The sequence below is a fragment of the Ideonella azotifigens genome (assembly GCF_006519715.1).
GTDB classification, from domain to species: Bacteria; Pseudomonadota; Gammaproteobacteria; order Burkholderiales; family Burkholderiaceae_C; genus Ideonella; species Ideonella azotifigens.
In genome coordinates, this window is sequence record NZ_VIDT01000012.1 from 1 (window position 1) to 21,873 (window position 21,873).

Here is a 21,873-nt window from a genome sequence, read left to right on the forward strand (position 1 = left end):
CCGGCTCGGCCTGGCCCCACAGCGCGGGCGGCCGGATTTCAATGCGGCTGGGCGGCACCGTCGCCGAGGGGCGGCGGCGCAGCAGGCGTTGAAGCAGGCGTGTGGGGCTCATGCGAGCTTCATCGGTCAAAGGCAGTGAGAACATGAGGGGATTGTTGAGATTCCCTTTCGTGTCCAAAGCCCGGAAAAGACCGGGAAACGGCCCCAGCCGCTCAGCGTGTGGCTGTCTTGGGCTGGAACTGGCAGTCCACTGCCACCTGGCAGGCCGCGCAGCGTGGCAGCCGGGCCTGGCAGACGTAGCGGCCGTGCAGGATCAGCCAGTGGTGGGCGTCCACCCGGTAGGCCGGCGGCACGCGGCGCAGCAGCACCTGCTCGACCGCCAGCGGGTTCTTGCCCAGCGCCAGGCCGGTGCGGTTGCCCACACGGAAGATGTGCGTGTCGACCGCCATCGTCGGCTCGCCGAAGGCCACGTTCAGCACCACGTTGGCGGTCTTGCGGCCCACGCCGGGCAAGGCCTCCAGCGCCTCGCGCTCGCGCGGCACCCGGCCGCCATGTTGCTCGACCAGCATGCGGCAGGTCTGCAGCAAATGCTTGGCCTTGGTGCGGTAGAGGCCAATGGTCTTGATCTGTGCTTCCAGGCCTTCGAGGCCCAGCGCCAGCATGCGTTGCGGCGTGGGCGCCAGCGCGAACAGCTTGCGGGTGGCCTTGTTGACGCCCACGTCGGTCGCCTGGGCCGACAGCAGCACGGCGGCCAGCAGCTCGAACACATTGGTGAACTGCAGTTCGGTTTCGGGGTGCGGGTTGGCGGCGCGCAGCGTGGCGAAGAAGTGTTCGACCTGGGCGTCCGTCATTGGGGCCGAGCTGCCGGGCGTGGCCAGGGCTTCGGGAGCGGCTGCAGGCGGGACAGGGTTGCGGCGGGTGGCGTTCATCGGGCCTTGTCGTCAGGAGGGGCGGGCTGGCGCTGGGCGCGGGCACGGGCCATCGCGGCTTCGACGATGGCGCGCTTGCGGTCCAGTGCGGCCGGGTCGGTGAGCTGGCTGGCGGCGGCCAGGTCGGCCAGCTTGTGGGCAGCCTTGGCGGCCAGGCGCTCGTCGTTCTCGCGCTTGTCGCGTGTGGTGCGGAACTGGTGGAAGGCGTAGCGCTGGCGGGCCTCGTCGGCCAGCTGGCTCTCCCATGCAGCCCAGCCAGTGGCCTGGCCGCTGACCGGCAGCATGGCGATGCAGTCCACCGGGCAGGCCGACACGCACAGCTCGCAGCCGGTGCACTGGGCTTCGATGACGGTGTGCATGCGCTTGGCTGCGCCGCTGATGCAGTCCACCGGGCAGGCCTTGATGCACAACGTGCAGCCGATGCACCAGGCTTCGTCGATGACGGCCACCGCACGCGGGCCTTCGTGGCCGTGCTCGGGGTTCAGCGGCAGGACGGGTAGGCCAGTCAATGCCGCGAGGCGGGCCACGCCTTCCGCGCCGCCGGGCGGGCATTGGTTGATGCCGGCCTCGCCCGCGGCGATGGCCTGGGCATAGCTGCGGCAGTCCGGATAGCCGCAGCGGGTGCACTGGGTCTGCGGCAGCGCCGCGTCAATGCGGACGGCCAGCGTGGGCAAAGGGGATGCGGGAGGCGGGAAGGGCGCGAGCGTCACCCTCGGATTATCCCGCTGGCGGGCTTCGCTCCCTCAGGCCTGTGACTTCTTGCGCGGCGTCGCGCTGCGCTTGGCAGCGGCTTTCACCGGCGCCTTGGCGGCCAGCTTGACCGCAGCCTTGGCTTCGGTCTTGGCCGGCACCTTCGCAGCGGCGCGAGCGGCCACCTTGCGGGCTGGCTTGGGGGCGGCAGCAGGTTCGTCTGCCGGGATGGCTTCCGGCGCAACAGGCACCGCGCTGGGCAGCGATTCGGCCGGGTTGAAGCGGCGGATGAACTCGCACACTTCCGGGTAGACCTTCTCGCGCCAGCGGCGGCCGGAGAAGATGCCGTAATGGCCTGCACCGACCACGTCGTAGTGCTGCTGGTGCTCCGGCGGGATGCCGGTGCACAACTGGTGCGCGGCGCGCGTCTGGCCAGCGCCGGAGATGTCGTCCAGCTCGCCTTCGATGGTCAGCAGCGCGGTGTTGCGGATGTCCTGCGGCCGGACCTGGGTGCCATCGACTTCCCAGGTGCCATGGACCAGCGCGAACTCCTGGAACACGGTCTTGATGGTGTCCAGGTAATACTCGGCCGGCATGTCCAGCACGGCGTTGTATTCGTCGTAGAACTGGCGATGGGTTTCGGCGCTGTCGTCGTCACCCCGCACCAGGTCCAGGAAGTAGTCGTAGTGCGAGCTGACGTGGCGGTCCGGGTTCATCGCAACGAAGCCGGTGTGCTGCAGGAAGCCGGGATAGACCGCGCGGCCCGCGCCGGGGAAGTTCTGCGGCACGCGGTAGATCACGTTGTTCTCGAACCACTCGAAGCTCTTGTTCATCGCCAGGTTGTTCACCGCGGTGGGCGATTTGCGGGCGTCGATCGGGCCGCCCATCATGATCATCGTGCGTGGCGTGAATTCCTTGTGCGTGGCCATCAGCGAGATGGCAGCCAGCACCGGCACCGTGGGCTGGCAGACCGAGATCACATTGACCTCGGGGCCGATGTGGCGGATGAATTCCTGGATGTAGGCGATGTAGTCGGCCAGGTGGAACGGGCCGGCTTCCAGCGGCACCATGCGGGCGTCGGTCCAGTCGGTGATGTAGACCTTGTGGCCCTGCAGCAGGCTCTTGATGGTGTCGCGCAGCAATGTGGCATGGTGGCCGGACAAGGGGGCCACGACCAGCACCACCGGCTGCGCCTTCATGTCGCCCAGCGCGGTGGCATCGTCCGAGAAGCGCTTGAAGCGCACCAGTCGGCAGAAAGGCTTTTCCACCGCGACCTGTTCCTGCACGGCGACGTCCACGCCGTCCACGCGCACGGTCTGGATGTTGAAGGTGGGCTTTTCGTAGTCCTTGGCCAGCCGGTGCATCAGGTCCAGGCCGGCGGCCACGCGCTGGGCCATGGGCGTGTGCGTGAACGGCGACAGCGGATGGCTGTACAGCTTGGCCGAGGCACTGGCGAATTCGGCAAACGGCGCCATCAGCGCGCGTTGGGTTTCATAGAGCTGGTAGAGCATGCGGGCTCCTGTTGGGGTGGCCCGGCGAGGTGAGCCGGCGGCTGGCTTTGGCAGCGCGCCAGCGTCCTCCATGGACCGAATTCTGCAATTGTGCACTGCAGCAAAAATTTGCGCATCGGTAGTGCCACGATCAGCACTTGCACCGATTGGCAGCGACTTGGCACCCATTGGGCAGCAGTTGCCTGCATGCTGCAGCGCGAAAAAGCGGCGCCGCGACGGGCCAGTTCAGCCGCTTGCTCAGGCCATCCAGAACATGACCACGCTCATGCGCTTGGTCTCCGGCGTGTTGCCCCAGTAGGCGGTGGCGCTGTGGATCAGGTCGGCCTTGTAGACCAGCATCCGGTTGAAGCGGTGGTCAATCGCAACGTCTTCGACGAACAGGTCGGGCGGCACGAAGCGGGTGTCCAGCGCCTCGACCAGGTTGGCGAAACGGGCGGGCAAGGTGTTGCCACCCAGCGAGCCGTCCGGCAGGCGCACGCGGTAGAGCGCGGTGCCGCAATGGTCAGGCACGTCCGGGTTCAGGTACAGCACCGCGGCGTATTTGCACAGGCGGCGCGAGTCGGTGTGCGGCTTGGCGCCGCTCTCGCCTGCGCCCACCAGCTGCACGCAGTTGTGGTTGAACTGCGGGCCAGTCTTGCCCGGCAGGCTCACGGCAAACAGCTTCTTCTGGCCAGTCTGCTGCCGCGCCCACGCTTCCAGCGGGGCCAGCTCATCCGCCGTGAGCGCCGGCTGGGCCCGCTGCCCCGGCCAGGCCTCCGGCCGGTGCGGCGCGCCCAGAACCCAATCGTCGCGCTGCAGCAGGCGCTGGCGCACCGCAAGCGGGTCGGGCAGGGCGTTGTCGAGGATCCAATAGTCCCGGCCGAGCAGCGGCGGGCGGTAGATCAGCCGGTGGGCCTTGGGCATACCGGGCGCGGGGGAGAGCACAGCCATGCGGCGATTGTGCCCTTGCCCCGCGGGCTCGGTTTCAGATCACCTTGGCGATGGACTGGGTGACGTAGCCGATGTTGTGCTCGTTCAGCGCAGCCACGCAGATGCGGCCGGAGTCCACGCCGTAGACGCCGAACTCGTTGCGCAGGCGTTCCATCTGGGGCTTGGTCAGGCCGGAGTAGCTGAACATGCCGCGCTGGGTGGTGATGAAGCTGAAGTCGCGGGTCACGCCTGCCGCCTTCAGCTGCTCGACGAACGCACCGCGCATCTTCTTGATGCGGTTGCGCATGCCGGCCAGTTCTTCTTCCCACTGGGCGCGCAGCGCGGGGGTGGTCAGCACGGTGGCGACGATCTGCGCGCCGTGCGTGGGCGGGTTGGAGTAGTTGGTGCGGATGGTGATCTTCAGCTGAGAGAGCACGCGCGCCGTTTCGTCCTTGCTGGCGCAGACGACCGACAGGCCGCCGACCCGCTCGCCGTAGAGGGAGAAGCTCTTGGAGAACGAGGTGGAGACGAAGAAGTCGATGCCGGCGGCAACGAACTGGCCGATCACGGCGCCGTCTTCCTGGATGCCGTCGCCAAAGCCCTGGTAGGCCATGTCGAGGAAGGCAACCAGGCCGCGCGCCTTGACCGCGGCGATGACCTGTTCCCACTGGGCCGGCAGGATGTCGTAGCCGGTCGGGTTGTGGCAGCAGGCGTGCAGCACGACGACGGTGCCGGCGGCGGCGCTGTTCAGCGCGGCCAGCATGCCGTCGAAGTTCACGCCTTGCTTGTCGGCGTCGTAGTAGGGGTAGGTGTCGACTGTGAAGCCGGCGTTGGTGAACAGCGCGCGGTGGTTTTCCCAGCTCGGGTCGCTGATCAGCACCTTGGCGGTGGGGTTCAGCTTCTTCAGGAAGTCGGCCCCCAGCTTCAGGCCGCCGGTGCCGCCAATGGCCTGCACCGTGGCGACGCGGCCTTCCGCCAGCAGCGGGCTGCCTTCGCCGAAGACCAGGGCCTGCACGGCCTTGTCATACGCGGCAATGCCATCAATTGGCAGGTAGCCGCGGGCGCGGGCGGCTTCGACCAGTTGGGCCTCGGCGGCTTTCACGCAGGCCAGCAGCGGCAGCTTGCCGTTGGCATCGGTGTAGACGCCGACGCCGAGGTTGACCTTGGCGGGATTGGTGTCGGCGTTGAACTGTTCGTTGAGGCCGAGGATCGGATCGCGAGGCGCCATTTCAACGGCGGCGAACAGCGACGAGGCGGAGGAAGACATGGAAGCAGTCCTGTGGATCGGAGGAGGCGCCGGGGCGGCAAAGGCATCGACAGTCGGCGCGGCCGTTTGGGATGCGCTACGCTGTCAGGTTGGCCCGGCGTGCAACTCGCGCCGAGCTTGCGGATTTTAAGCGTTGAAGGGGGAAAGACCCGATGTCGGAACTCACGGGCCTGGGAACGGGCGCTGGAATGGATGCAGGTGCAGGTGCAGGTGTGGGTGCGGGCACTGGCGCGAAGGCAGTCTCGCTGGATGCCGAAGGCTTCCCCGAGGGCGAGTTCGTCAGTTTCCCGGATTCGCCGTTCCAGCTGTACCAGCCCTACCCGCCAGCGGGGGATCAGCCGACGGCGATTGCGCAGCTGGTCGAAGGCATACAGGACGGGCTGGCCTACCAGACGCTGCTGGGCGTGACCGGCTCGGGCAAGACCTTCACGATGGCCAACGTGATCGCCCGCATGGGCCGGCCGGCCATCGTGTTTGCGCCGAACAAGACGCTGGCGGCGCAGCTGTACAGCGAGTTCCGCGAGTTCTTCCCGAAGAACGCGGTCGAGTACTTCGTCAGCTACTACGACTATTACCAGCCCGAGGCTTACGTGCCTCAGCGGGACCTTTTCATCGAGAAGGATTCGGCGATCAACGAGCACATCGAGCAGATGCGGCTGTCGGCCACCAAGAGCGTGCTGGAGCGGCGCGACACCATCGTTGTCGCCTCGGTCAGCGCGATCTACGGCATTGGCAAGCCGGAGGACTACACGCAGATGCGCTTCATCTTGCGCAACGGCGACAAGATGGGCCAGCGCGACGTGATCGCCCAGCTGATCCGCATGCAGTACACCCGCAACGAGACCGACTTCTCGCGCGGCAGCTTCCGCGTGCGCGGCGACACGATCGACGTCTTCCCGGCCGAGCATTCGGAGCTGGCGGTGCGCATCGAGCTGTTCGACGACGAGGTCGAGGCGCTGTCGCTGCTGGACCCGCTGACCGGCAGGGTCCAGCAGAAAGTGCCGCGCTTCACGATCTACCCCTCCAGCCACTACGTGACACCGCGTGACCGGGTGCTGGCGGCCATCGACGCCATCAAGACCGAGCTGCGCGAGCGGCTGGCGTTTTTCGTCAAGGAAGGCAAGCTGGTGGAGGCGCAGCGCGTGGAGCAGCGTACCCGCTTCGACCTGGAGATGCTGCAGGAGGTTGGCCACTGCAAGGGCATCGAGAACTACAGCCGCCATCTTTCGGGCGCCGCACCCGGCGACCCGCCGCCGACGATGGTGGACTACATGCCCAAGGACGCGCTGATGTTCCTGGACGAAAGCCATGTGCTGATCGGCCAGTTCAGCGGCATGTACAACGGCGACCGGGCGCGCAAGACCACGCTGGTGGAATACGGCTTTCGCCTGCCCAGCGCGCTGGACAACCGGCCACTGAAGTTCGCCGAGTTCGAGACCAAGATGCGGCAGTGCGTGTTCGTCTCGGCCACGCCGGCGGACTACGAGAAGCAGCACGCCGGCCAAGTGGTCGAGCAGCTTGTGCGGCCCACCGGGCTGGTGGATCCCATCGTGGAAGTGCGGCCGGCGCAGCAGCAGGTCGACGACGTGCTGCAGGAGATCCGCGAGACGGTGGAGAAGGGCGAGCGGGTGCTGATCACCACGCTGACCAAGCGCATGGCCGAGCAACTGACCGACTACCTGACCGACAACGGCGTGAAGGTGCGCTACCTGCACTCGGACATCGACACCGTGGAACGCGTCGAGATCCTGCGCGACCTGCGGCTGGGTGTGTTCGATGTGCTGGTGGGTATCAACCTGCTGCGCGAAGGGCTGGACATCCCCGAGGTCAGCCTGGTGGCCATCCTGGACGCCGACAAGGAAGGCTTTCTGCGCGCCGAGCGCAGCCTGGTGCAGACGATTGGCCGGGCGGCGCGCAATGTGAATGGCCGCGCCATCCTCTACGCTGACCGCATCACCGACTCGATGCGCCGCGCGATGGACGAAACCGAGCGCCGCCGCGCCAAGCAGGTCGCGTTCAACGAGGCCAATGGCATCGTGCCGCGCGGCATCCGCAAGCAGGTGCGCGAGATGATCGACGGCGTGGTGGCGGAAAAGTCGGGCAAGGACGACCTGCGCTTCGCGCAACAGGCGGCCGAGGTCGAGGCGATGAGCGAGAAGGACCTCAGCAAGCGCATCAAGCTGCTGGAAAAGCAGATGCTGGAGCATGCAAAGAGCCTGGAGTTCGAGAAGGCGGCCCGCATTCGCGACCAATTGGCCCTGTTGCGAGAACAGGCTTTTGGCGGCGGCAGCACGCACGACAGCAGTGCCGTGAGCCTGGTCGCCGCCAGCCGCTGAGCCTGGTTTCCCTGGGAGCGCGCCATTTCCGTTGCTTTTCCGGGGCCTGCATGACCGGACGCCGGGTAAGGAAATTTCCCGCCAGACCACGGAACCTTTGACCGGGATACACGACTAAAAGACTCGGCTTCGCCTATAATCGAGCAAATCACTCGGGATCTTCCGAGGGTTAACCCGGCGCGAAAGCGGTCATCCGCCCAGCCCACCGGGAGCCGGTGAGGAAGCCGGCCGCGGGACCAGATGTTCCGCTGGCATGTGTCGCCAACCGAGTAGACAGGAGAGTCTCATGCGTCTGACCACCAAAGGCCGCTTTGCGGTAACCGCCATGATCGATCTGGCGCTGCGTTCGAACAACGGGCCCGTGGCCCTGGCAGCCATCAGCCAACGTCAGCAAATCTCCTTGTCGTATCTGGAGCAACTGTTCGGCAAGCTGCGTCGCCACGAACTGGTCGAAAGCACCCGCGGCCCTGGCGGCGGCTATTCGCTGGGCCGCAAGGCCGAGGAAATCAGCGTTGCCGACATCATCGTCGCGGTCGATGAACCCATCGACGCGACCGGCTGCGCCGGCAAGGAAAATTGCATGGGCGAGGATGCCGGCCGCTGCATGACCCACGAACTGTGGGCCAATCTGAATGCGAAGATGATCGAGTACCTCGACTCCATCAGCCTGCGCAAGCTGGTTGACGATCAGTTGGACAAGGGCCTGTCGATCGAGGAGGCGCCGATCAAGCGTGCCATCTCGACCGTGCCTGTGGTCAAGCCGATCAAGGTCACCGCGCCGAACTCCGTGTTCGCGCTGGGCAACGCCTTTTCCAAGTAAGCCAGGCGCCAGCCTGCGTCACGCCGGCCGCTGGGCGGCTCGGCCGGCGTGGTGAATGGTGCTGCCCTGCGGCGCCAACTGTTTCCCTCACTGCCGTGCATTTGAAGCGCAAGAAGAACCGATCATGGACATGACCCCGCACTTCCCAATCTACATGGACTACGGCGCGACCACCCCGGTGGATCCGCGTGTTGTGGACGTGATGGTGCCGTGGTTGCGCGAGCATTTCGGCAACCCGGCGTCCCGCAGCCATGCCTGGGGCTGGGAAGCGGAAGAGGCGGTCGAAAAGGCCCGTGTGCAGGTGGCCGACCTGATCGGCGCCGACCCGCGCGAGATCGTCTGGACCTCCGGTGCCACCGAGTCGAACAACTTGGCGCTGAAGGGCGCGGCCCACTTCTACCAGAGCAAGGGCAAGCACCTGATCACGGTGAAGACCGAGCACAAGGCCGTGCTGGACACCATGCGCGAGCTGGAGCGGCAAGGCTTCGAGGTGACCTACCTCGACGTGAAGGAAGACGGACTGCTGGACTTCGACGCCTTCAAGGCTGCGATCCGCCCGGACACCATCGTTGCCTCGGTCATGTTCGTGAACAACGAGATTGGCGTGATCCAGGACATCACGGCGCTGGGCAACTTGTGCCGCGAGCGCGGCGTGATCTTCCACGTCGACGCGGCCCAGGCCACCGGCAAGGTCGAGATCGACATGAAGACGCTGCCGGTCGACCTGATGAGCCTGGCCTCGCACAAGACCTATGGCCCCAAGGGCATTGGCGCGCTGTACGTGCGCCGCAAGCCGCGTGTGCGCCTGGAAGCGCAGATGCACGGCGGTGGCCATGAGCGCGGCCTGCGTTCGGGCACGCTGCCCACGCACCAGATCATCGGCATGGGCGAGGCCTTCCGCATCGCCAAGGAAGAGATGGCGAGCGAACACGCGCGCATCTCGGCGCTGCACCAGCGCCTGCTGAAGGGCCTGTCGGAGATCGACCAGACCTTCATCAACGGCGACCTGACGCGCCGCGTGCCGCACAACCTGAACATCTCGTTCAACTACGTCGAAGGCGAGTCGCTGATCATGGGTGTCAAGGGCCTGGCGGTGTCGTCCGGCTCGGCCTGCACCTCGGCCAGCCTGGAGCCCAGCTATGTGCTGCGCGCGCTGGGCCGCAGCGACGAGCTGGCGCATTCCAGCCTGCGCATGACCATCGGCCGTTTCACGACCGAGGAAGAGATCGACTACGCGATCAGCGTGCTGAAGGACCGTGTGGGCAAACTGCGCGAGCTGTCGCCGCTGTGGGACATGTACCGCGACGGCATCGACATCTCCAGCATCCAGTGGAGCGCGCATTGACGGCATGACAACCCCGGGCTGCGGGCCTACCGCAGCCACCCCCCGAGGGGGAGCGGGGCCGCTTGGGAGCGGCCCGGCGCTGGCCCCGCGGCAGTGATCAAGAGACAGACAGGAGTTCGAAATGGCATACAGCGACAAGGTCATCGACCACTACGAAAACCCGCGCAACGTGGGCGCGTTCGACAAGGGCGACGAAACCGTTGGCACCGGCATGGTCGGCGCGCCGGCTTGCGGCGACGTGATGAAGCTGCAGATCAAGGTCAACCCGGTGTCGGGCCTGATCGAAGACGCGCGCTTCAAGACTTACGGCTGCGGCTCGGCCATTGCCTCGTCGTCGCTGGTCACCGAATGGGTGAAGGGCAAGACGCTGGACCAGGCGCTGACCATCAAGAACACCCACATCGCCGAAGAATTGGCGCTGCCGCCGGTGAAGATCCATTGCTCCATCCTGGCCGAAGACGCGATCAAGGCCGCGGTGGACGACTACAAGGCTCGCCACGCCGCGGCTTCGGCACCGCAGGTCGCCACGGAAGCGAACTGACATGGCGGTGACCCTCAGCGAGGCCGCAGCGCGCCATGTGACGCGCTACCTGGCGCGCCGTGGCAAGGGCGTGGGTGTGCGCCTGGGCGTGAAGACCACCGGCTGCTCCGGCCTGGCCTACAAGCTGGAATACGCCGACGACATCACGCCCGACGATGTGATCTTCGAAGACCACGGCGTGAAGGTGCTGATCGACCCGAAGAGCCTGCCGTACCTGGATGGCACTGAGCTGGATTTCGTGCGCGAAGGCCTGAACGAAGGCTTCAAGTTCCACAACCCGCGCGAGAAAGACCGCTGCGGCTGCGGAGAGTCCTTCCGGGTTTGAAGTGCATGCGGGCCCACCGGCCTGCGTTGCGGCGAAAATCTGCCGGTTTCTGAAAACTGGCAATCCTGAGCGCGGAGCCCCCTGGCCGCGCTCTTGGTTTTTTGAAGCGCCTCTTTCGCGCGTTCCTCCACTTCCGCTGTTTGACATGACCCACGCCTCGCCCGTGAGCATTCGCCCCGAGCGCGCCGATCATCCCCAGGTTGGCCCGTTGCTGGCGGCGCTGGACGACTACCTGGCCACGCTGTATGCGCCGGAGGACAACCACATCCTGGACGTGAGCGCACTGCTGCAGCCCGAGGTCGACTTCCTCGTTGCCACGCAGGGCGACAGGCTGGTGGGTTGCGGCGCCACGCGCCGCATGCCGGGGGAAGCTGACACGGCGGGCCAGGCCTATGGCGAGATCAAGCGCATGTACGTGGCGCCCGAGATGCGCGGCCAGCGCATTGCCGAGCAACTGCTGGCGCAGTTGGAGGCCCGGCTGCTGGCCGATGGCCTGACGCTGGCGACGCTGGAGACCGGCCGCGACCAGTTGCAGGCGGTGCGCCTGTACGAGCGTTGTGGCTACCAGCGCCGCGCGCCCTTCGGTGGCTACCCGGACAACGGCCTGTCGCTGTTCTACGAAAAGCGGCTGGCGCTTTCGGCACCGGTTCCGGCATGAACCTGCAGGACGACGACTTCACGCTGTTCGGTCTGCCGGTCCGCTTCGCGTTGGACCGTGCCGCTTTGGACCAGCGCTGGCGCGAGTTGCAAGGCCGTGTGCACCCGGACCGCTTCGCTGCCGAAGGCGCGGCCGCCCAGCGAATTGCGATGCAATGGTCGGTGCGCATCAACGAAGCCTACCGTCGCCTGAAGGATCCTCTGGCCCGTGCGCAGTACCTGTGCGAGTTGCGTGGCGCGGCCATCGAGGCAGAAAGCAATACCGCGATGCCGACCGGTTTCCTGATGCAGCAGATGGCCTGGCGCGAAGCGCTGGACGATGCGCCGGATGCCGCGGCCGTGCAGTCGCTGGACGACGAGGTTGCTGCCGACGAGCGCCGCCTGCAGGCCGACATCGGTCGCCTGCTGGACGAGGCCAATGACGCCCCCGAAGCCGCCCGCCAGGTGCGTGCGCTGATGTTCGTGAACCGCTTCCGTGCCGACCTGGCGCGCCGGCTGGACGCGGACGACCGTTGAATTCAAGAACCCGGACTTTCGCTGTACCGATCCATGGCCCTGCTCCAGATTTCCGAACCCGGCCAGGCGCCGGACCCGCACCAGCGCCGCATCGCGGTGGGCATTGACCTGGGCACCACCAATTCGCTGGTCGCCGCGCTGCGCCATGGCGTGGCCGAATGTCTGCCGGACGGGCAGGGCCGCACCATGCTGCCGTCTGCCGTGCGCTACCTGGAGGGCAACGGCCGCCAGATCGGCGTGGACGCCGCAGCCGCCTCGGCCGAAGACCCGGAAAACACCATCGTCTCGGTCAAGCGCCTGATGGGCCGCAAGCTGGCCGACGTGACAGGCCGCGGCCGGCTGCCGTACCAGTTCATCGACCAGCCCGGCATGGTCGCGATCCAGACGCGGCAGGGCGCCAAGACGCCTGTCGAGGTGTCGGCCGAGATCCTGGCCACGCTGCGTTTCCGCGCCGAAGACACCTTCAATGACGATGTGTTTGGCGCCGTGATCACTGTGCCGGCGTATTTCGACGACGCCCAGCGCCAAGCCACCAAGGACGCGGCCCAGCTCGCGGGCCTGAACGTGCTGCGGCTGATCAACGAGCCCACTGCGGCCGCGGTCGCGTACGGGTTGGACCACGGCAGCGAAGGCCTCTACGCCGTCTACGACCTGGGCGGCGGCACCTTCGACATCTCGCTGCTGCGCCTGACGCGCGGCGTGTTCGAGGTGGTCGGCACCGGGGGGGACGCTGCGCTGGGCGGCGACGATTTCGACCATGCGATTGCCGACTGGGCCGTGGCCCAGGCTGGCCTGACGCTCGCCAGCGCGCATGACAAACGCAGCCTGCTGGTCGCCAGCCGCGCTGCCAAGGAAGCGCTGACCGATGCGGCTGAGACCACGCTGCGGGTCGTGCTGTCTGGCACCGAGCTGACGCTGCCGCTGAGCCGCGAGCAGTTCGAGGCACTGACCAGGCCGCTGCTGGACCGCACGCTGTCTGCGGTGCGCAAGGTGCTGCGCGATGCCAAGCTGAGCCGGGACGAGGTGCAAGGCGTCGTGCTGGTGGGCGGTGCCACGCGCATGCCGGCGGTGCGCGAAGCCGTCGGCGCGCATTTCGGCCGCCCGCCGCTGGTCGACCTGAACCCTGACGAAGTGGTCGCGCTGGGCGCCGCGATCCAGGCCAATGCGCTGGCCGGCAATGCCCGGGACGGTGACGAGCTGCTGCTGCTGGACGTGATTCCGCTGTCGCTGGGCCTGGAGACCATGGGCGGCCTGACCGAGCGCATCATCGAGCGCAACACCACCATTCCCGTGGCCAAGGCGCAGGACTTCACCACCTTCAAGGACGGCCAGACCGCGATGGCGCTGCACGTGGTGCAGGGCGAGCGCGAATTGGTCTCCGAATGCCGCTCGCTGGCCCGCTTCGAGTTGCGCGGCATTCCGCCCATGGTGGCCGGCGCGGCGCGCATCCGCGTGACCTTCCAGGTCGATGCGGACGGGCTGCTGGGCGTCAGCGCGAAGGAGTTGATCTCCGGTGTCGAAGCGGCTGTGCAGGTCAAGCCCAGCTATGGCCTGGCCGACGACCAGATCGCGAAGATGCTGCAGGACGGCTTTGCCAGCGCCGAGACCGACATGCGCGCCCGTGCGCTGCGCGAGGCCAAGGTCGAGGCCGAGCGCATGCGCCTGGCCACGCTGGCCGCGATGGCGGCCGATGGCGACCTGCTGAGCCAGGCAGAAGGCGCCGAACTGCAGCGGCTGCTGGCTGCCTTGGCCGAAATCGCCGCTGGCGACGATGCTGACCGCATCACCCAGGCCGTCGAGGCGCTGGCCGAAGGCACCGAGGCATTTGCCGCTGCGCGCATGAACCGCGGCATCCAGGCCGCGTTGACTGGCCGCAGCCTGGACACGCTCTGAACACCGCGCAGCACCGCCGGCTGAACACTTTCAAGACACCATGCCCATCATCCGCATCCTTCCTCACGCCGAGCTGTGCCCGCAGGGCGCCGAGATCACCGCGCCCGAAGGCACCTCGATCTGCGAAGCCTTGCTGGACCATGACATCGAGATCGAGCATGCCTGCGAGATGAGTGCCGCCTGCACCACCTGCCACGTGGTCGTGAAACAGGGCTTCAACTCGCTGGGCGAGATCGACGAGATCGAGGAGGACCTGCTGGACAAGGCCTGGGGCCTGCAGCCGACCTCGCGACTGTCCTGCCAGGCGATGCTGGCCAAGGAAGACGTGACGATCGAGATTCCGAAGTACACGATCAACCATGCACGCGAACGGCACTGAGCCGACAGGCGTGATGGCGGCGCTTGAGTCGCCGCGAACGCCGGCATTGCGCCAGCGCGGCGACTGAGCGGTTCGGATCAAAAAGGACGCTGGCCGGGCAGGGCGTCATGCCCTTCGGCGAAAGTCCTCAGCTGACGCGGCTGTGCCCGATGTGGAAGGGCCAGCTCACTTTCCAGCGGCTGGGCTTGGGCGGCTCGGCTTCCCGGTCTTCCAGCAATTCGCGGGATTGCAGGTACTGCAGCAGGTTTCGCACTTCCGTGGTCGACACGCCGCTGCACTTCTGCAGGTGCGGCTCGGTCACATGGCGCTGTGACAGCTCGCTCACCATGCGGCGGTAAGCGGTGCGACGAAATTCGGCCGGAAGATCCGGCCAAGCAACAAGCTTGTATTCCTTCATGGCCCCAACAACCTTTGTTTTTGAATCTGCAACGACGTGCGCACTTATGGTGCGGCGCTGACCATTCTCTACAAACTTCGTGAAAATGCACAGTCCCGCGCCAGATCATCTGAAAAATATTTCTGTCTCGACTGAGGCTTGCCGTGTCCATCACCATCCTGGGTTTTGAATCCTCCTGCGACGAAACCGGTGTCGCCTTGGTGACTTGTTCGCCAGGGCAGGTGCCGGTGCTGCGGGCCCACGCCTTGTACAGCCAGGTGCAAATGCATCAGGCTTATGGCGGCGTGGTTCCGGAACTGGCGTCGCGCGACCATGTGCGGCGTGCATTGCCGCTGGCGCGCGAAGTGCTGGCCAAGGCCGGGGCCGAGCTGGCTGAGGTGGACATCGTGGCCTACACGCAAGGGCCAGGCTTGGCGGGGGCTTTGCTGGTGGGTGCTGGCGTGGCCAGCGCGCTGGGCGCGGCGCTGGGCAAGCCGACGCTGGGTGTGCACCATCTGGAAGGCCACCTGTTGTCGCCCTTCCTGTCGGCCGATCCGCCGGAATTTCCCTTTGTGGCCTTGCTGGTTTCAGGTGGCCATACGCAATTGATGCGGGTGGATGGCGTCGGTCAGTATGGCTTGCTGGGCGAAACCATTGACGACGCAGCCGGCGAGGCCTTCGACAAATCCGCCAAGCTGCTGGGCCTGGGTTACCCCGGGGGGCCGGCCTTGTCTCGGCTGGCACAGCAAGGCGATGACCAGGCCTTTGACCTGCCGCGGCCTTTGCTGCACCAGCCCAACCTGGACTTTTCGTTTGCCGGGCTGAAGACGGCGGTGATGATCGCGCTGCGCAAGCTCGGGCCAGTACCCAGCGAACAGCAAAAGGCGGATCTGGCGGCCAGCACCGAGGCGGCCATCGTCGAGGTGCTGGTGCGCAAGTCGCTGCGGGCGCTGAAGGAAAGCGGGCTGCAGCGGCTGGTGGTGGCAGGTGGCGTGGGCGCCAATTCGCGCTTGCGGCGCGATCTGAACGCCGTGGCCATGCGCCGCGGGCTGCGCGTGCACTACCCGGAGCTGGAACTGTGCACCGACAACGGCGCGATGATCGCAATGGCCGCGGCGATGCGTCTGCAGGCCGGGCTGGCCCGGCCCAACTGCGACTATCGCTTCGAGGTCAGGCCGCGCTGGGAACTCGGCGCAGCCTGAGGATCCTCAAATTCAGCTGACGGTCAGCTGCGAGGCTTCGGTCGGCTGGCGCTTTTGCAGCGTCAGGGTCAACACGCCGGCCTCCAGCTTGGCTTGCGAGCTGGTCTGGTCGATCTCGACCGGCAGCACAAAGCTGCGCGCAAAGTTGGCCAGGGTGCGCTCGCGGTAGATCACGCGCACACCTTCTTCGGCCGCAGGCGCGGCCGGCAGCGGCGCTTCGATGCGCACGCGGCGGCCTTCGACGGCGATCTTGATGTCTTCCTTGCGCACGCCGGGCAGGTCCAGCTGCACGCTGTAGGCCTTGTCGGATTCGCTCACGTCCAGCGCTGGGCTGAGGGTGTTGTCCTGGTTTTGTGTCGTCATGCCCAGCAGGCGGTTCAAGGTGTCATCGACCACGCGGTCAATGCCGCGGCCCAGTGGCGAGGTGCGGGCGGTGGTGCGGGTCAGCGGAACGAGCAGCATGTGAAACTCCTGAAAGATCAATGAAATTCGGGCTGTCTGGCTGCGCCGGGAATCGGCGGGCTCACGTCCCTTGTGGCTGCAGTTGGCAGCGGCCGAATGCATTTCAAGGCCTTGCACGGCGCGGCAAAAATATGCCGCCAACCAGCTTGAAACAAGGCCTTGCGCCGCCATCGCGAGCCGATCGGGGCGCCCTGGACGCCAGGTGCCCGGCTGGCAAGTGCGAACACGCTTGCGGTGTCCCATCGGGCGGGAAATCGTTTCGGGCTATAATCTTTGGCTTCCGCCTTTTGTGGCGACTGACGTGCAAAGCTTTGGGGCTGAAGTCGTTGGTTGCCGGAGGACCGGATGCATCGCACGGCGTGGGTCGGTTTCACCCGCGACCGCAAGTTAAAACCGGAAACCGTTGATCTGCTTCGCGATTGATCGAAGGCAGCGGCGGCATTCCAAAACAAAGGAAATCGCCATGTCCGTGGTTGAAATGAAGAAGTCTGACATCGTCCAGGCCCATGCTCGCGGCCCAGCCGACACCGGCTCGCCTGAAGTCCAGGTGGCCCTGCTGACTGCTCGCATCAACGAGCTGACTCCCCACTTCAAGACCCACGCGAAAGACCATCATGGCCGCCGTGGCCTGCTGAAGATGGTCAATTCGCGCAAGAGCCTGCTGGCCTACCTGAAGGCCAAGGACGCCGACCGTTACACCGCGCTGATCCAGAAGCTGGGCCTGCGCAAGTAATCTCCCATCAGTGACCAAGAGCCTGTCTGGAACCATCGCCAGCACAGGCTCTTTGTTTTTGGAGCCAACCGGAATCGGGGCATTGCTGTGTCATTCCAACAGGCGGCTGCAGTCCGCCGCCCGTTGGAATGGCATCCCGCCCGACGCCGTCTGACTCCCGGTCCAAAAGCGCCACCGAAAGCGTGCTAGTCCCTCTCAAGGAGACCAATAACATGAGTCTGTTCAACAAAGTCACCAAGACCTTCCAGTGGGGCCAACACCAGGTCATCATGGAAACCGGTGAAGTCGCGCGCCAATCCACCGGCGCCGTGCTGGTCAACATCGAAGACACCGTGGTACTTGCCACCGTGGTCGCCAAGAACGATCCGAAGCCGGGCCAGGATTTCTTCCCGCTGACCGTCGACTACATCGAGAAGACCTACGCTGCCGGCAAGATCCCGGGCAGCTTCTTCAAGCGTGAAGGCCGTCCGAGCGAACTCGAGACCCTGACCAGCCGCCTGATCGACCGTCCGATCCGCCCGCTGTTCCCGGAAGGCTTCTTCAACGAAGTCCAGGTCGTCATCCATGTGCTGAGCCTGAACCCTGAAGTCCAGGCCGACATCGCCGCACTGATCGCGACCAGCGCCGCACTGTCGATCTCCGGCATTCCGTTCAATGGCCCAATCGGCGCTGCACGCGTGGGCTACATCAACGGCGAATACGTGCTGAACCCGGGTCAGACCCAGTTGACCGAGTCCAAGATGGACCTGGTCGTGGCCGGCACCGAAGCCGCCGTGCTGATGGTCGAGTCCGAAGCCGACCAACTGGCCGAAGACGTGATGCTGGGTGCCGTGGTGTTTGGCCATGAGCAAAGCCAGGTCGCGATCAACGCAATCCATGCCTTGGTGCGCGAAGCCGGCAAGCCGGTGTGGAACTGGCAAGCCCCGGCGAAGAACGAGCCGTTCATCGCCAAGATCAACGAACTGGCCGAAGGTCCGCTGCGCGCCGCCTACCAGATCCGCTCCAAGCAGGCCCGCACCCAGGCTTGCCGCGACGTCACCAGCAACGTGCTGGCTTCGCTGAAGGCCGACGGCCTGGAGTTCGACAAGGTTGAAGTCGAAGGCCTGCTGTTCGAGATCGAGGCCCGCATCGTGCGCGGCCAGATCCTGGCCGGCGAGCCGCGCATCGACGGCCGCGACACCCGCACCGTGCGCGCCATCGAGATCCGCAACAGCGTGCTGCCGCGCGTGCACGGCTCTGCGCTGTTCACCCGTGGTGAAACCCAGGCGCTGGTCGCGGCCACGCTCGGCACCGAGCGTGATTCGCAGACCATCGACGCGCTGGCTGGCGAGTACAGCGAACGCTTCATGCTGCACTACAACATGCCCCCGTTCGCCACCGGCGAAACCGGCCGCGTGGGCAGCCCGAAGCGCCGCGAAATCGGCCACGGTCGCCTGGCCAAGCGCGCGCTGGTCGCCGTGCTGCCGAACAAGGAAGACTTCCCGTACACCATTCGCGTGGTCTCGGAAATCACCGAGTCCAACGGCTCCTCGTCGATGGCTTCGGTCTGCGGCGGCTGCCTGTCGATGATGGATGCGGGTGTGCCGCTGAAGGCGCACGTGGCTGGCATCGCCATGGGCCTGATCAAGGACGGCAGCCGCTTCGCGGTGCTGACCGACATCCTGGGCGATGAAGATCACCTCGGCGACATGGACTTCAAGGTGGCCGGCACGACCACTGGTGTCACTGCGCTGCAGATGGACATCAAGATCCAGGGCATCACCAAGGAAATCATGCAGGTTGCATTGGCCCAGGCCAAGGAAGCCCGCATGCACATCCTCGGCAAGATGGTCGAGGCCATGGGCACCGCCAAGACCGAGCTGTCGGAATTCGCACCGCGCCTGTACACGATGAAGATCAATCCGGAGAAGATCCGTGACGTGATCGGCAAGGGCGGCGCCACCATCCGTGCGCTGACCGAAGAGACCGGCTGCCAGATCAGCATCGAGGAAGATGGCACCATCACCATCGCCTCGACCGATGGCGACAAGGCGGCCCACGCCAAGAAGCGCATCGAAGAGATCACGGCCGAAGCCGAAATCGGCAAGGTCTACGAAGGCGCGGTCACCAAGATTCTCGACTTCGGTGCACTGATCAACATCCTGCCGGGCAAGGATGGCCTGCTGCACATCAGCCAGATCGCGCACCAGCGCGTCGAGAAGGTCACCGACTTCCTGACCGAAGGCCAAGTGGTCAAGGTCAAGGTGCTGGAGACTGACGAGAAGGGCCGCATCAAGCTGTCGATGAAGGCGCTGCAGGAACGTCCGGAAGGCATGGAAGAAGAGCGCTTTGAGCGTGCTCCGCGCCGTGAATACGGCGACCGTCCGCCGCGCAGCGACCGTGGCGACCGGCCTGACCGTCCGCGCCGCGAGCGCGCCGAGCAGCGCCCGGATGCCGTGCCCGCCGAAGGTGGCGAGGGCGAAGCCCAGCAACAACAGCAGCAACAGCAGTAAGCCAAGGCTGATGCGCGCCATCGCAATCCAAGGCTTCGGCGGCCCGGAAGTGCTGGTCGAGACCACGCGTCCCGACCCGCAGCCGGCGGCTGGTGAGTTGCTGCTGCGCGTCGGCGCATCCGGCATCAATCGACCGGACGTGCTGCAACGCAAGGGCGCTTATGCGCCACCTGCGGGCGCGTCCGACCTGCCTGGCTTGGAGGTCGCAGGCAGCATCGTCGGCGGCGACGCGGCCGAGCTGGCTGCCGCTGGCTGGCGTCTGGGTGATCGGGTTTGCGCGCTGGTGGCGGGTGGTGGTTATGCCGAGCTGTGCGTCGTGCCCATCGCGCAGTGCCTGCCGGTCCCGGCGGGCCTGAGCGACATCGAGGCGGCCACGCTGCCCGAGACCTTCTTCACCGTCTGGTCCAACGTGTTCGACCGGGCCGGCCTGCAGCCGGGCGAAAGCCTGCTGGTACAGGGCGGCACGAGCGGCATTGGCGTGACGGCGATCCAGCTGGCCAAAGCCCTGGGGGCGAAGGTGCTGGTGACGGCGGGCAGCGACGACAAGTGCGCCGCCTGCCTGAAGCTGGGTGCTGACCATGCGATCAACTACCGCACTTCCGACTTTGCAGCTGAAGCGCGGCGCCTGACCGATGGCCGTGGCGTGGACGTGGTGCTGGACATGGTGGCGGGCGACTACGTCGCGCGCGAGATCTCCTGCCTGGCCGACGATGGTCGCATTGCGATCATCGCGGTGCAGGGTGGCGTGAAGGCCGAGTTCAACGCCGGCGCCTTGCTGAGCCGGCGCCTGACCATCACCGGCTCGACGCTGCGGCCACGCTCGGTGGCCTTCAAGGGCCGCATTGCCGCGGCGCTGCGCGAACGGGTTTGGCCTCTGATCGAGGCGGGGCATGTTCGACCCGTGATCGAGAAGGTGTTCCCGGCAGCCCAGGCGGCTGCGGCGCACGCGCTGATGGAGTCTGGTCAGCACGTGGGCAAGATCGTGTTGGACTGGTCGGCCTGAGGGCCGCCTTTCCTTGAGCAACAGAGAGACGAACACACAATGCGACGCAAACTCGTGGTGGGCAACTGGAAGATGCACGGCAGCCATCAGGCCAATGCCGAACTGCTGGCCGGCATCCGTGCTGCCGGGCCGTTCGGCTGCGACCTGGCGGTCTGCGTGCCGTTTCCGTACCTGTCCGAAACCGCGGTGACGCTGGCCGCCAGCGACCTTCGCTGGGGCGCGCAGGATTGCTCGGCGCATGCGCAGGGTGCCTACACCGGCGAAGTGTCTGCGGCCATGCTGCACGAGTTCGGTTGCCGCTACGTGATCGTTGGCCACTCCGAGCGCCGCGGCTATCACGCCGAGGGCGACCAACTTGTGGCCGACAAAGCCAAGGCAGCGCTGGCGCATGGCATCACGCCCATCGTCTGCGTGGGCGAGACCCTGGCGCAGCGCGAGGCTGGCGAAACCGATGCGGTGGTCAAGCGCCAGCTGTCGGCCGTGATCCACACGCTGGGCCACTGCGCTGGCGAGATGGTCGTGGCTTACGAGCCGGTCTGGGCGATCGGCACCGGCCGCACCGCCACGCCGGAACAGGCCCAGGCGGTGCATGCGCTGCTACGCACCCAGTTGCAGGCTGCCACTGCGCATGCCGACACGATGACGCTGCTGTACGGCGGCAGCGTCAAGCCTGACAACGCCAGCACGCTGTTCGGCCAGCCGGACATCGACGGCGGGCTGATCGGCGGCGCTGCGCTGAAGGCTGCCGACTTTGTCGCCATCTGCCGTGCGGCGGGCTGACCCGGCACAAGCCCGGCCCACGCTGAAGAAGAATCAAGTCATTCCTGGAGTTTTTCCCAAATGCATATCTGGTTGAACCTGTTGGTGGTGTTGCAGATGGTTGCCGCCATCGTGATGATCGGTCTGGTGCTGGTGCAGCACGGCAAGGGTGCCGACATGGGCGCATCGTTCGGCTCCGGCGCGTCCGGCAGCCTGTTTGGTGCGACCGGCAGTGCGAACTTCCTGTCGCGCACCACGGCCGTCTGCGCCTCGGTCTTCTTTGTCGCCACGCTTGGCCTGGCCTTCATGTCCAACAGCGTGGGCCGTGCCACCCCGGTGGAGGGTGCCAGCGTACTGGAGCGTGCTGCACCCGCCGCACCGAGCGCGCCGCAGATCCCGACGGGCGAGTCTTCGGCCAGCGTGCCTGCTGCGGCAGCACCGGCCAGCGTGGCTGCCAGCGGCGCGAACTGAGTTGGTGCGAAGCAGGCGAAAACCCTAGGAAGCCCTTTTATTTCGGGCTAGAATCTGAGGCTGGTCAAGGCGCTATTCCTCACGCGCAGTGATCAATGAATCAGGCTTTGGGCATTCGTTCTCGGGCTGTGGTTCAGAAGAAGTTTCAGGGCTGCTGGGCCAGCAGCACTTGGCCTGAAAGGGCCGGGTGAGCAAGTCCGAAAGCTGCCGGTGGTGCGCAACAGACAGTTGACTGGCTGTTAAGCGCCGCGGTGACG

General features: G+C 66.1%; 22 protein-coding genes. 15 read left to right on the forward strand and 7 right to left on the reverse strand.

Going from position 1 to position 21,873, the window contains the following annotated elements; genetic code table 11:
• Positions 1-212: 212 nt before the first annotated feature.
• The 5 genes from nth to FKP22_RS01975 form a co-directional block, all read right to left on the reverse strand.
• Complete coding sequence (gene nth, locus FKP22_RS01955) at positions 213-851, reverse strand: endonuclease III (RefSeq protein ID WP_141284708.1); 639 nt, start codon at positions 849-851, stop codon at positions 213-215.
• Positions 852-925: 74 nt separating this feature from the next.
• Entirely contained in the window at positions 926-1,639 is a 714-nt protein-coding gene (gene rsxB, locus FKP22_RS01960; RefSeq protein ID WP_231012991.1) for an electron transport complex subunit RsxB, read from the reverse strand.
• Between the two features lie 33 nt (positions 1,640-1,672).
• Positions 1,673-3,130 carry a polyhydroxyalkanoate depolymerase gene (locus FKP22_RS01965; RefSeq protein WP_141284662.1) on the reverse strand — a complete coding sequence of 486 codons (1,458 nt, stop codon included), beginning with the start codon at positions 3,128-3,130 and terminating at the stop codon, positions 1,673-1,675.
• Between the two features lie 237 nt (positions 3,131-3,367).
• Positions 3,368-4,060 carry a DUF6445 family protein gene (locus tag FKP22_RS01970; protein WP_231012990.1) on the reverse strand — a complete coding sequence of 231 codons (693 nt, stop codon included), beginning with the start codon at positions 4,058-4,060 and terminating at the stop codon, positions 3,368-3,370.
• Positions 4,061-4,094: 34 nt separating this feature from the next.
• The gene (locus FKP22_RS01975) at positions 4,095-5,306 is read right to left on the reverse strand and encodes an amino acid aminotransferase (protein WP_141284664.1); all 1,212 of its coding nucleotides are present in this window, start codon (positions 5,304-5,306) and stop codon (positions 4,095-4,097) included.
• A gap of 212 nt (positions 5,307-5,518) precedes the next feature.
• Between FKP22_RS01975 and uvrB the strand changes: the two genes are divergently transcribed.
• The 9 genes from uvrB to fdx all read left to right on the forward strand — a co-directional run bounded on the left by uvrB (position 5,519) and on the right by fdx (position 14,118).
• Positions 5,519-7,642 carry an excinuclease ABC subunit UvrB gene (uvrB, locus tag FKP22_RS01980; protein ID WP_375140552.1) on the forward strand — a complete coding sequence of 708 codons (2,124 nt, stop codon included), beginning with the start codon at positions 5,519-5,521 and terminating at the stop codon, positions 7,640-7,642.
• A gap of 286 nt (positions 7,643-7,928) precedes the next feature.
• Complete coding sequence (gene iscR, locus FKP22_RS01985) at positions 7,929-8,462, forward strand: Fe-S cluster assembly transcriptional regulator IscR (RefSeq protein ID WP_141284715.1); 534 nt, start codon at positions 7,929-7,931, stop codon at positions 8,460-8,462.
• A gap of 124 nt (positions 8,463-8,586) precedes the next feature.
• Positions 8,587-9,807, forward strand: coding sequence for an IscS subfamily cysteine desulfurase (locus FKP22_RS01990; RefSeq protein WP_141284668.1), 1,221 nt, complete (start codon positions 8,587-8,589; stop codon positions 9,805-9,807).
• Positions 9,808-9,928: 121 nt separating this feature from the next.
• Positions 9,929-10,348, forward strand: coding sequence for a Fe-S cluster assembly scaffold IscU (iscU, locus tag FKP22_RS01995; RefSeq protein ID WP_141284670.1), 420 nt, complete (start codon positions 9,929-9,931; stop codon positions 10,346-10,348).
• A 1-nt stretch (position 10,349) separates the two neighbouring features.
• Positions 10,350-10,673 carry an iron-sulfur cluster assembly protein IscA gene (gene iscA, locus FKP22_RS02000; protein WP_141284672.1) on the forward strand — a complete coding sequence of 108 codons (324 nt, stop codon included), beginning with the start codon at positions 10,350-10,352 and terminating at the stop codon, positions 10,671-10,673.
• A gap of 145 nt (positions 10,674-10,818) precedes the next feature.
• Entirely contained in the window at positions 10,819-11,331 is a 513-nt protein-coding gene (locus FKP22_RS02005; RefSeq protein WP_141284674.1) for a GNAT family N-acetyltransferase, read from the forward strand.
• The gene (gene hscB / locus FKP22_RS02010; protein ID WP_141284676.1) at positions 11,328-11,846 is read left to right on the forward strand and encodes a Fe-S protein assembly co-chaperone HscB; all 519 of its coding nucleotides are present in this window, start codon (positions 11,328-11,330) and stop codon (positions 11,844-11,846) included. The genes FKP22_RS02005 and hscB overlap by 4 nt, the downstream gene beginning before the upstream one ends.
• 33 nt (positions 11,847-11,879) lie before the next feature.
• Positions 11,880-13,739, forward strand: a complete 1,860-nt coding sequence (gene hscA / locus FKP22_RS02015) for a Fe-S protein assembly chaperone HscA (RefSeq protein WP_141284678.1) — start codon at positions 11,880-11,882, stop codon at positions 13,737-13,739.
• Positions 13,740-13,779: 40 nt separating this feature from the next.
• Positions 13,780-14,118: an ISC system 2Fe-2S type ferredoxin gene (gene fdx, locus FKP22_RS02020; RefSeq protein ID WP_141284680.1), complete on the forward strand. Its 339-nt coding sequence runs from the start codon at positions 13,780-13,782 to the stop codon at positions 14,116-14,118.
• Between the two features lie 127 nt (positions 14,119-14,245).
• On the opposite strand, the gene FKP22_RS02025 is transcribed toward fdx, so the two are convergent.
• Positions 14,246-14,515, reverse strand: coding sequence for a hypothetical protein (locus tag FKP22_RS02025; protein ID WP_141284682.1), 270 nt, complete (start codon positions 14,513-14,515; stop codon positions 14,246-14,248).
• Between the two features lie 143 nt (positions 14,516-14,658).
• On the opposite strand from FKP22_RS02025, the gene tsaD reads away from it, so the two are divergent.
• Complete coding sequence (tsaD, locus tag FKP22_RS02030; RefSeq protein WP_141284684.1) at positions 14,659-15,696, forward strand: tRNA (adenosine(37)-N6)-threonylcarbamoyltransferase complex transferase subunit TsaD; 1,038 nt, start codon at positions 14,659-14,661, stop codon at positions 15,694-15,696.
• Positions 15,697-15,708: 12 nt separating this feature from the next.
• Here the strand turns inward: tsaD and FKP22_RS31725 are convergent, their stop codons facing one another.
• Positions 15,709-16,158, reverse strand: a complete 450-nt coding sequence (locus tag FKP22_RS31725; protein ID WP_170200710.1) for an Hsp20/alpha crystallin family protein — start codon at positions 16,156-16,158, stop codon at positions 15,709-15,711.
• Positions 16,159-16,621: 463 nt separating this feature from the next.
• Here FKP22_RS31725 and rpsO point away from each other — a divergent pair, with 463 nt between their 5' ends.
• The 5 genes from rpsO to secG all read left to right on the forward strand — a co-directional run bounded on the left by rpsO (position 16,622) and on the right by secG (position 21,616).
• Positions 16,622-16,891 carry a 30S ribosomal protein S15 gene (gene rpsO / locus FKP22_RS02040; RefSeq protein WP_141284687.1) on the forward strand — a complete coding sequence of 90 codons (270 nt, stop codon included), beginning with the start codon at positions 16,622-16,624 and terminating at the stop codon, positions 16,889-16,891.
• Between the two features lie 212 nt (positions 16,892-17,103).
• Positions 17,104-19,383, forward strand: a complete 2,280-nt coding sequence (pnp, locus tag FKP22_RS02045; protein ID WP_141284689.1) for a polyribonucleotide nucleotidyltransferase — start codon at positions 17,104-17,106, stop codon at positions 19,381-19,383.
• Positions 19,384-19,393: 10 nt separating this feature from the next.
• A complete protein-coding gene (locus FKP22_RS02050; protein WP_141284691.1) occupies positions 19,394-20,386 on the forward strand; it encodes an NAD(P)H-quinone oxidoreductase in 993 nt (330 codons plus the stop codon).
• Between the two features lie 39 nt (positions 20,387-20,425).
• A complete protein-coding gene (gene tpiA, locus FKP22_RS02055; protein ID WP_141284693.1) occupies positions 20,426-21,166 on the forward strand; it encodes a triose-phosphate isomerase in 741 nt (246 codons plus the stop codon).
• Positions 21,167-21,226: 60 nt separating this feature from the next.
• On the forward strand, positions 21,227-21,616 hold the full coding sequence (gene secG, locus FKP22_RS02060; RefSeq protein WP_141284695.1) for a preprotein translocase subunit SecG: 390 nt from the start codon (positions 21,227-21,229) through the stop codon (positions 21,614-21,616).
• Positions 21,617-21,873: the final 257 nt, after the last annotated feature.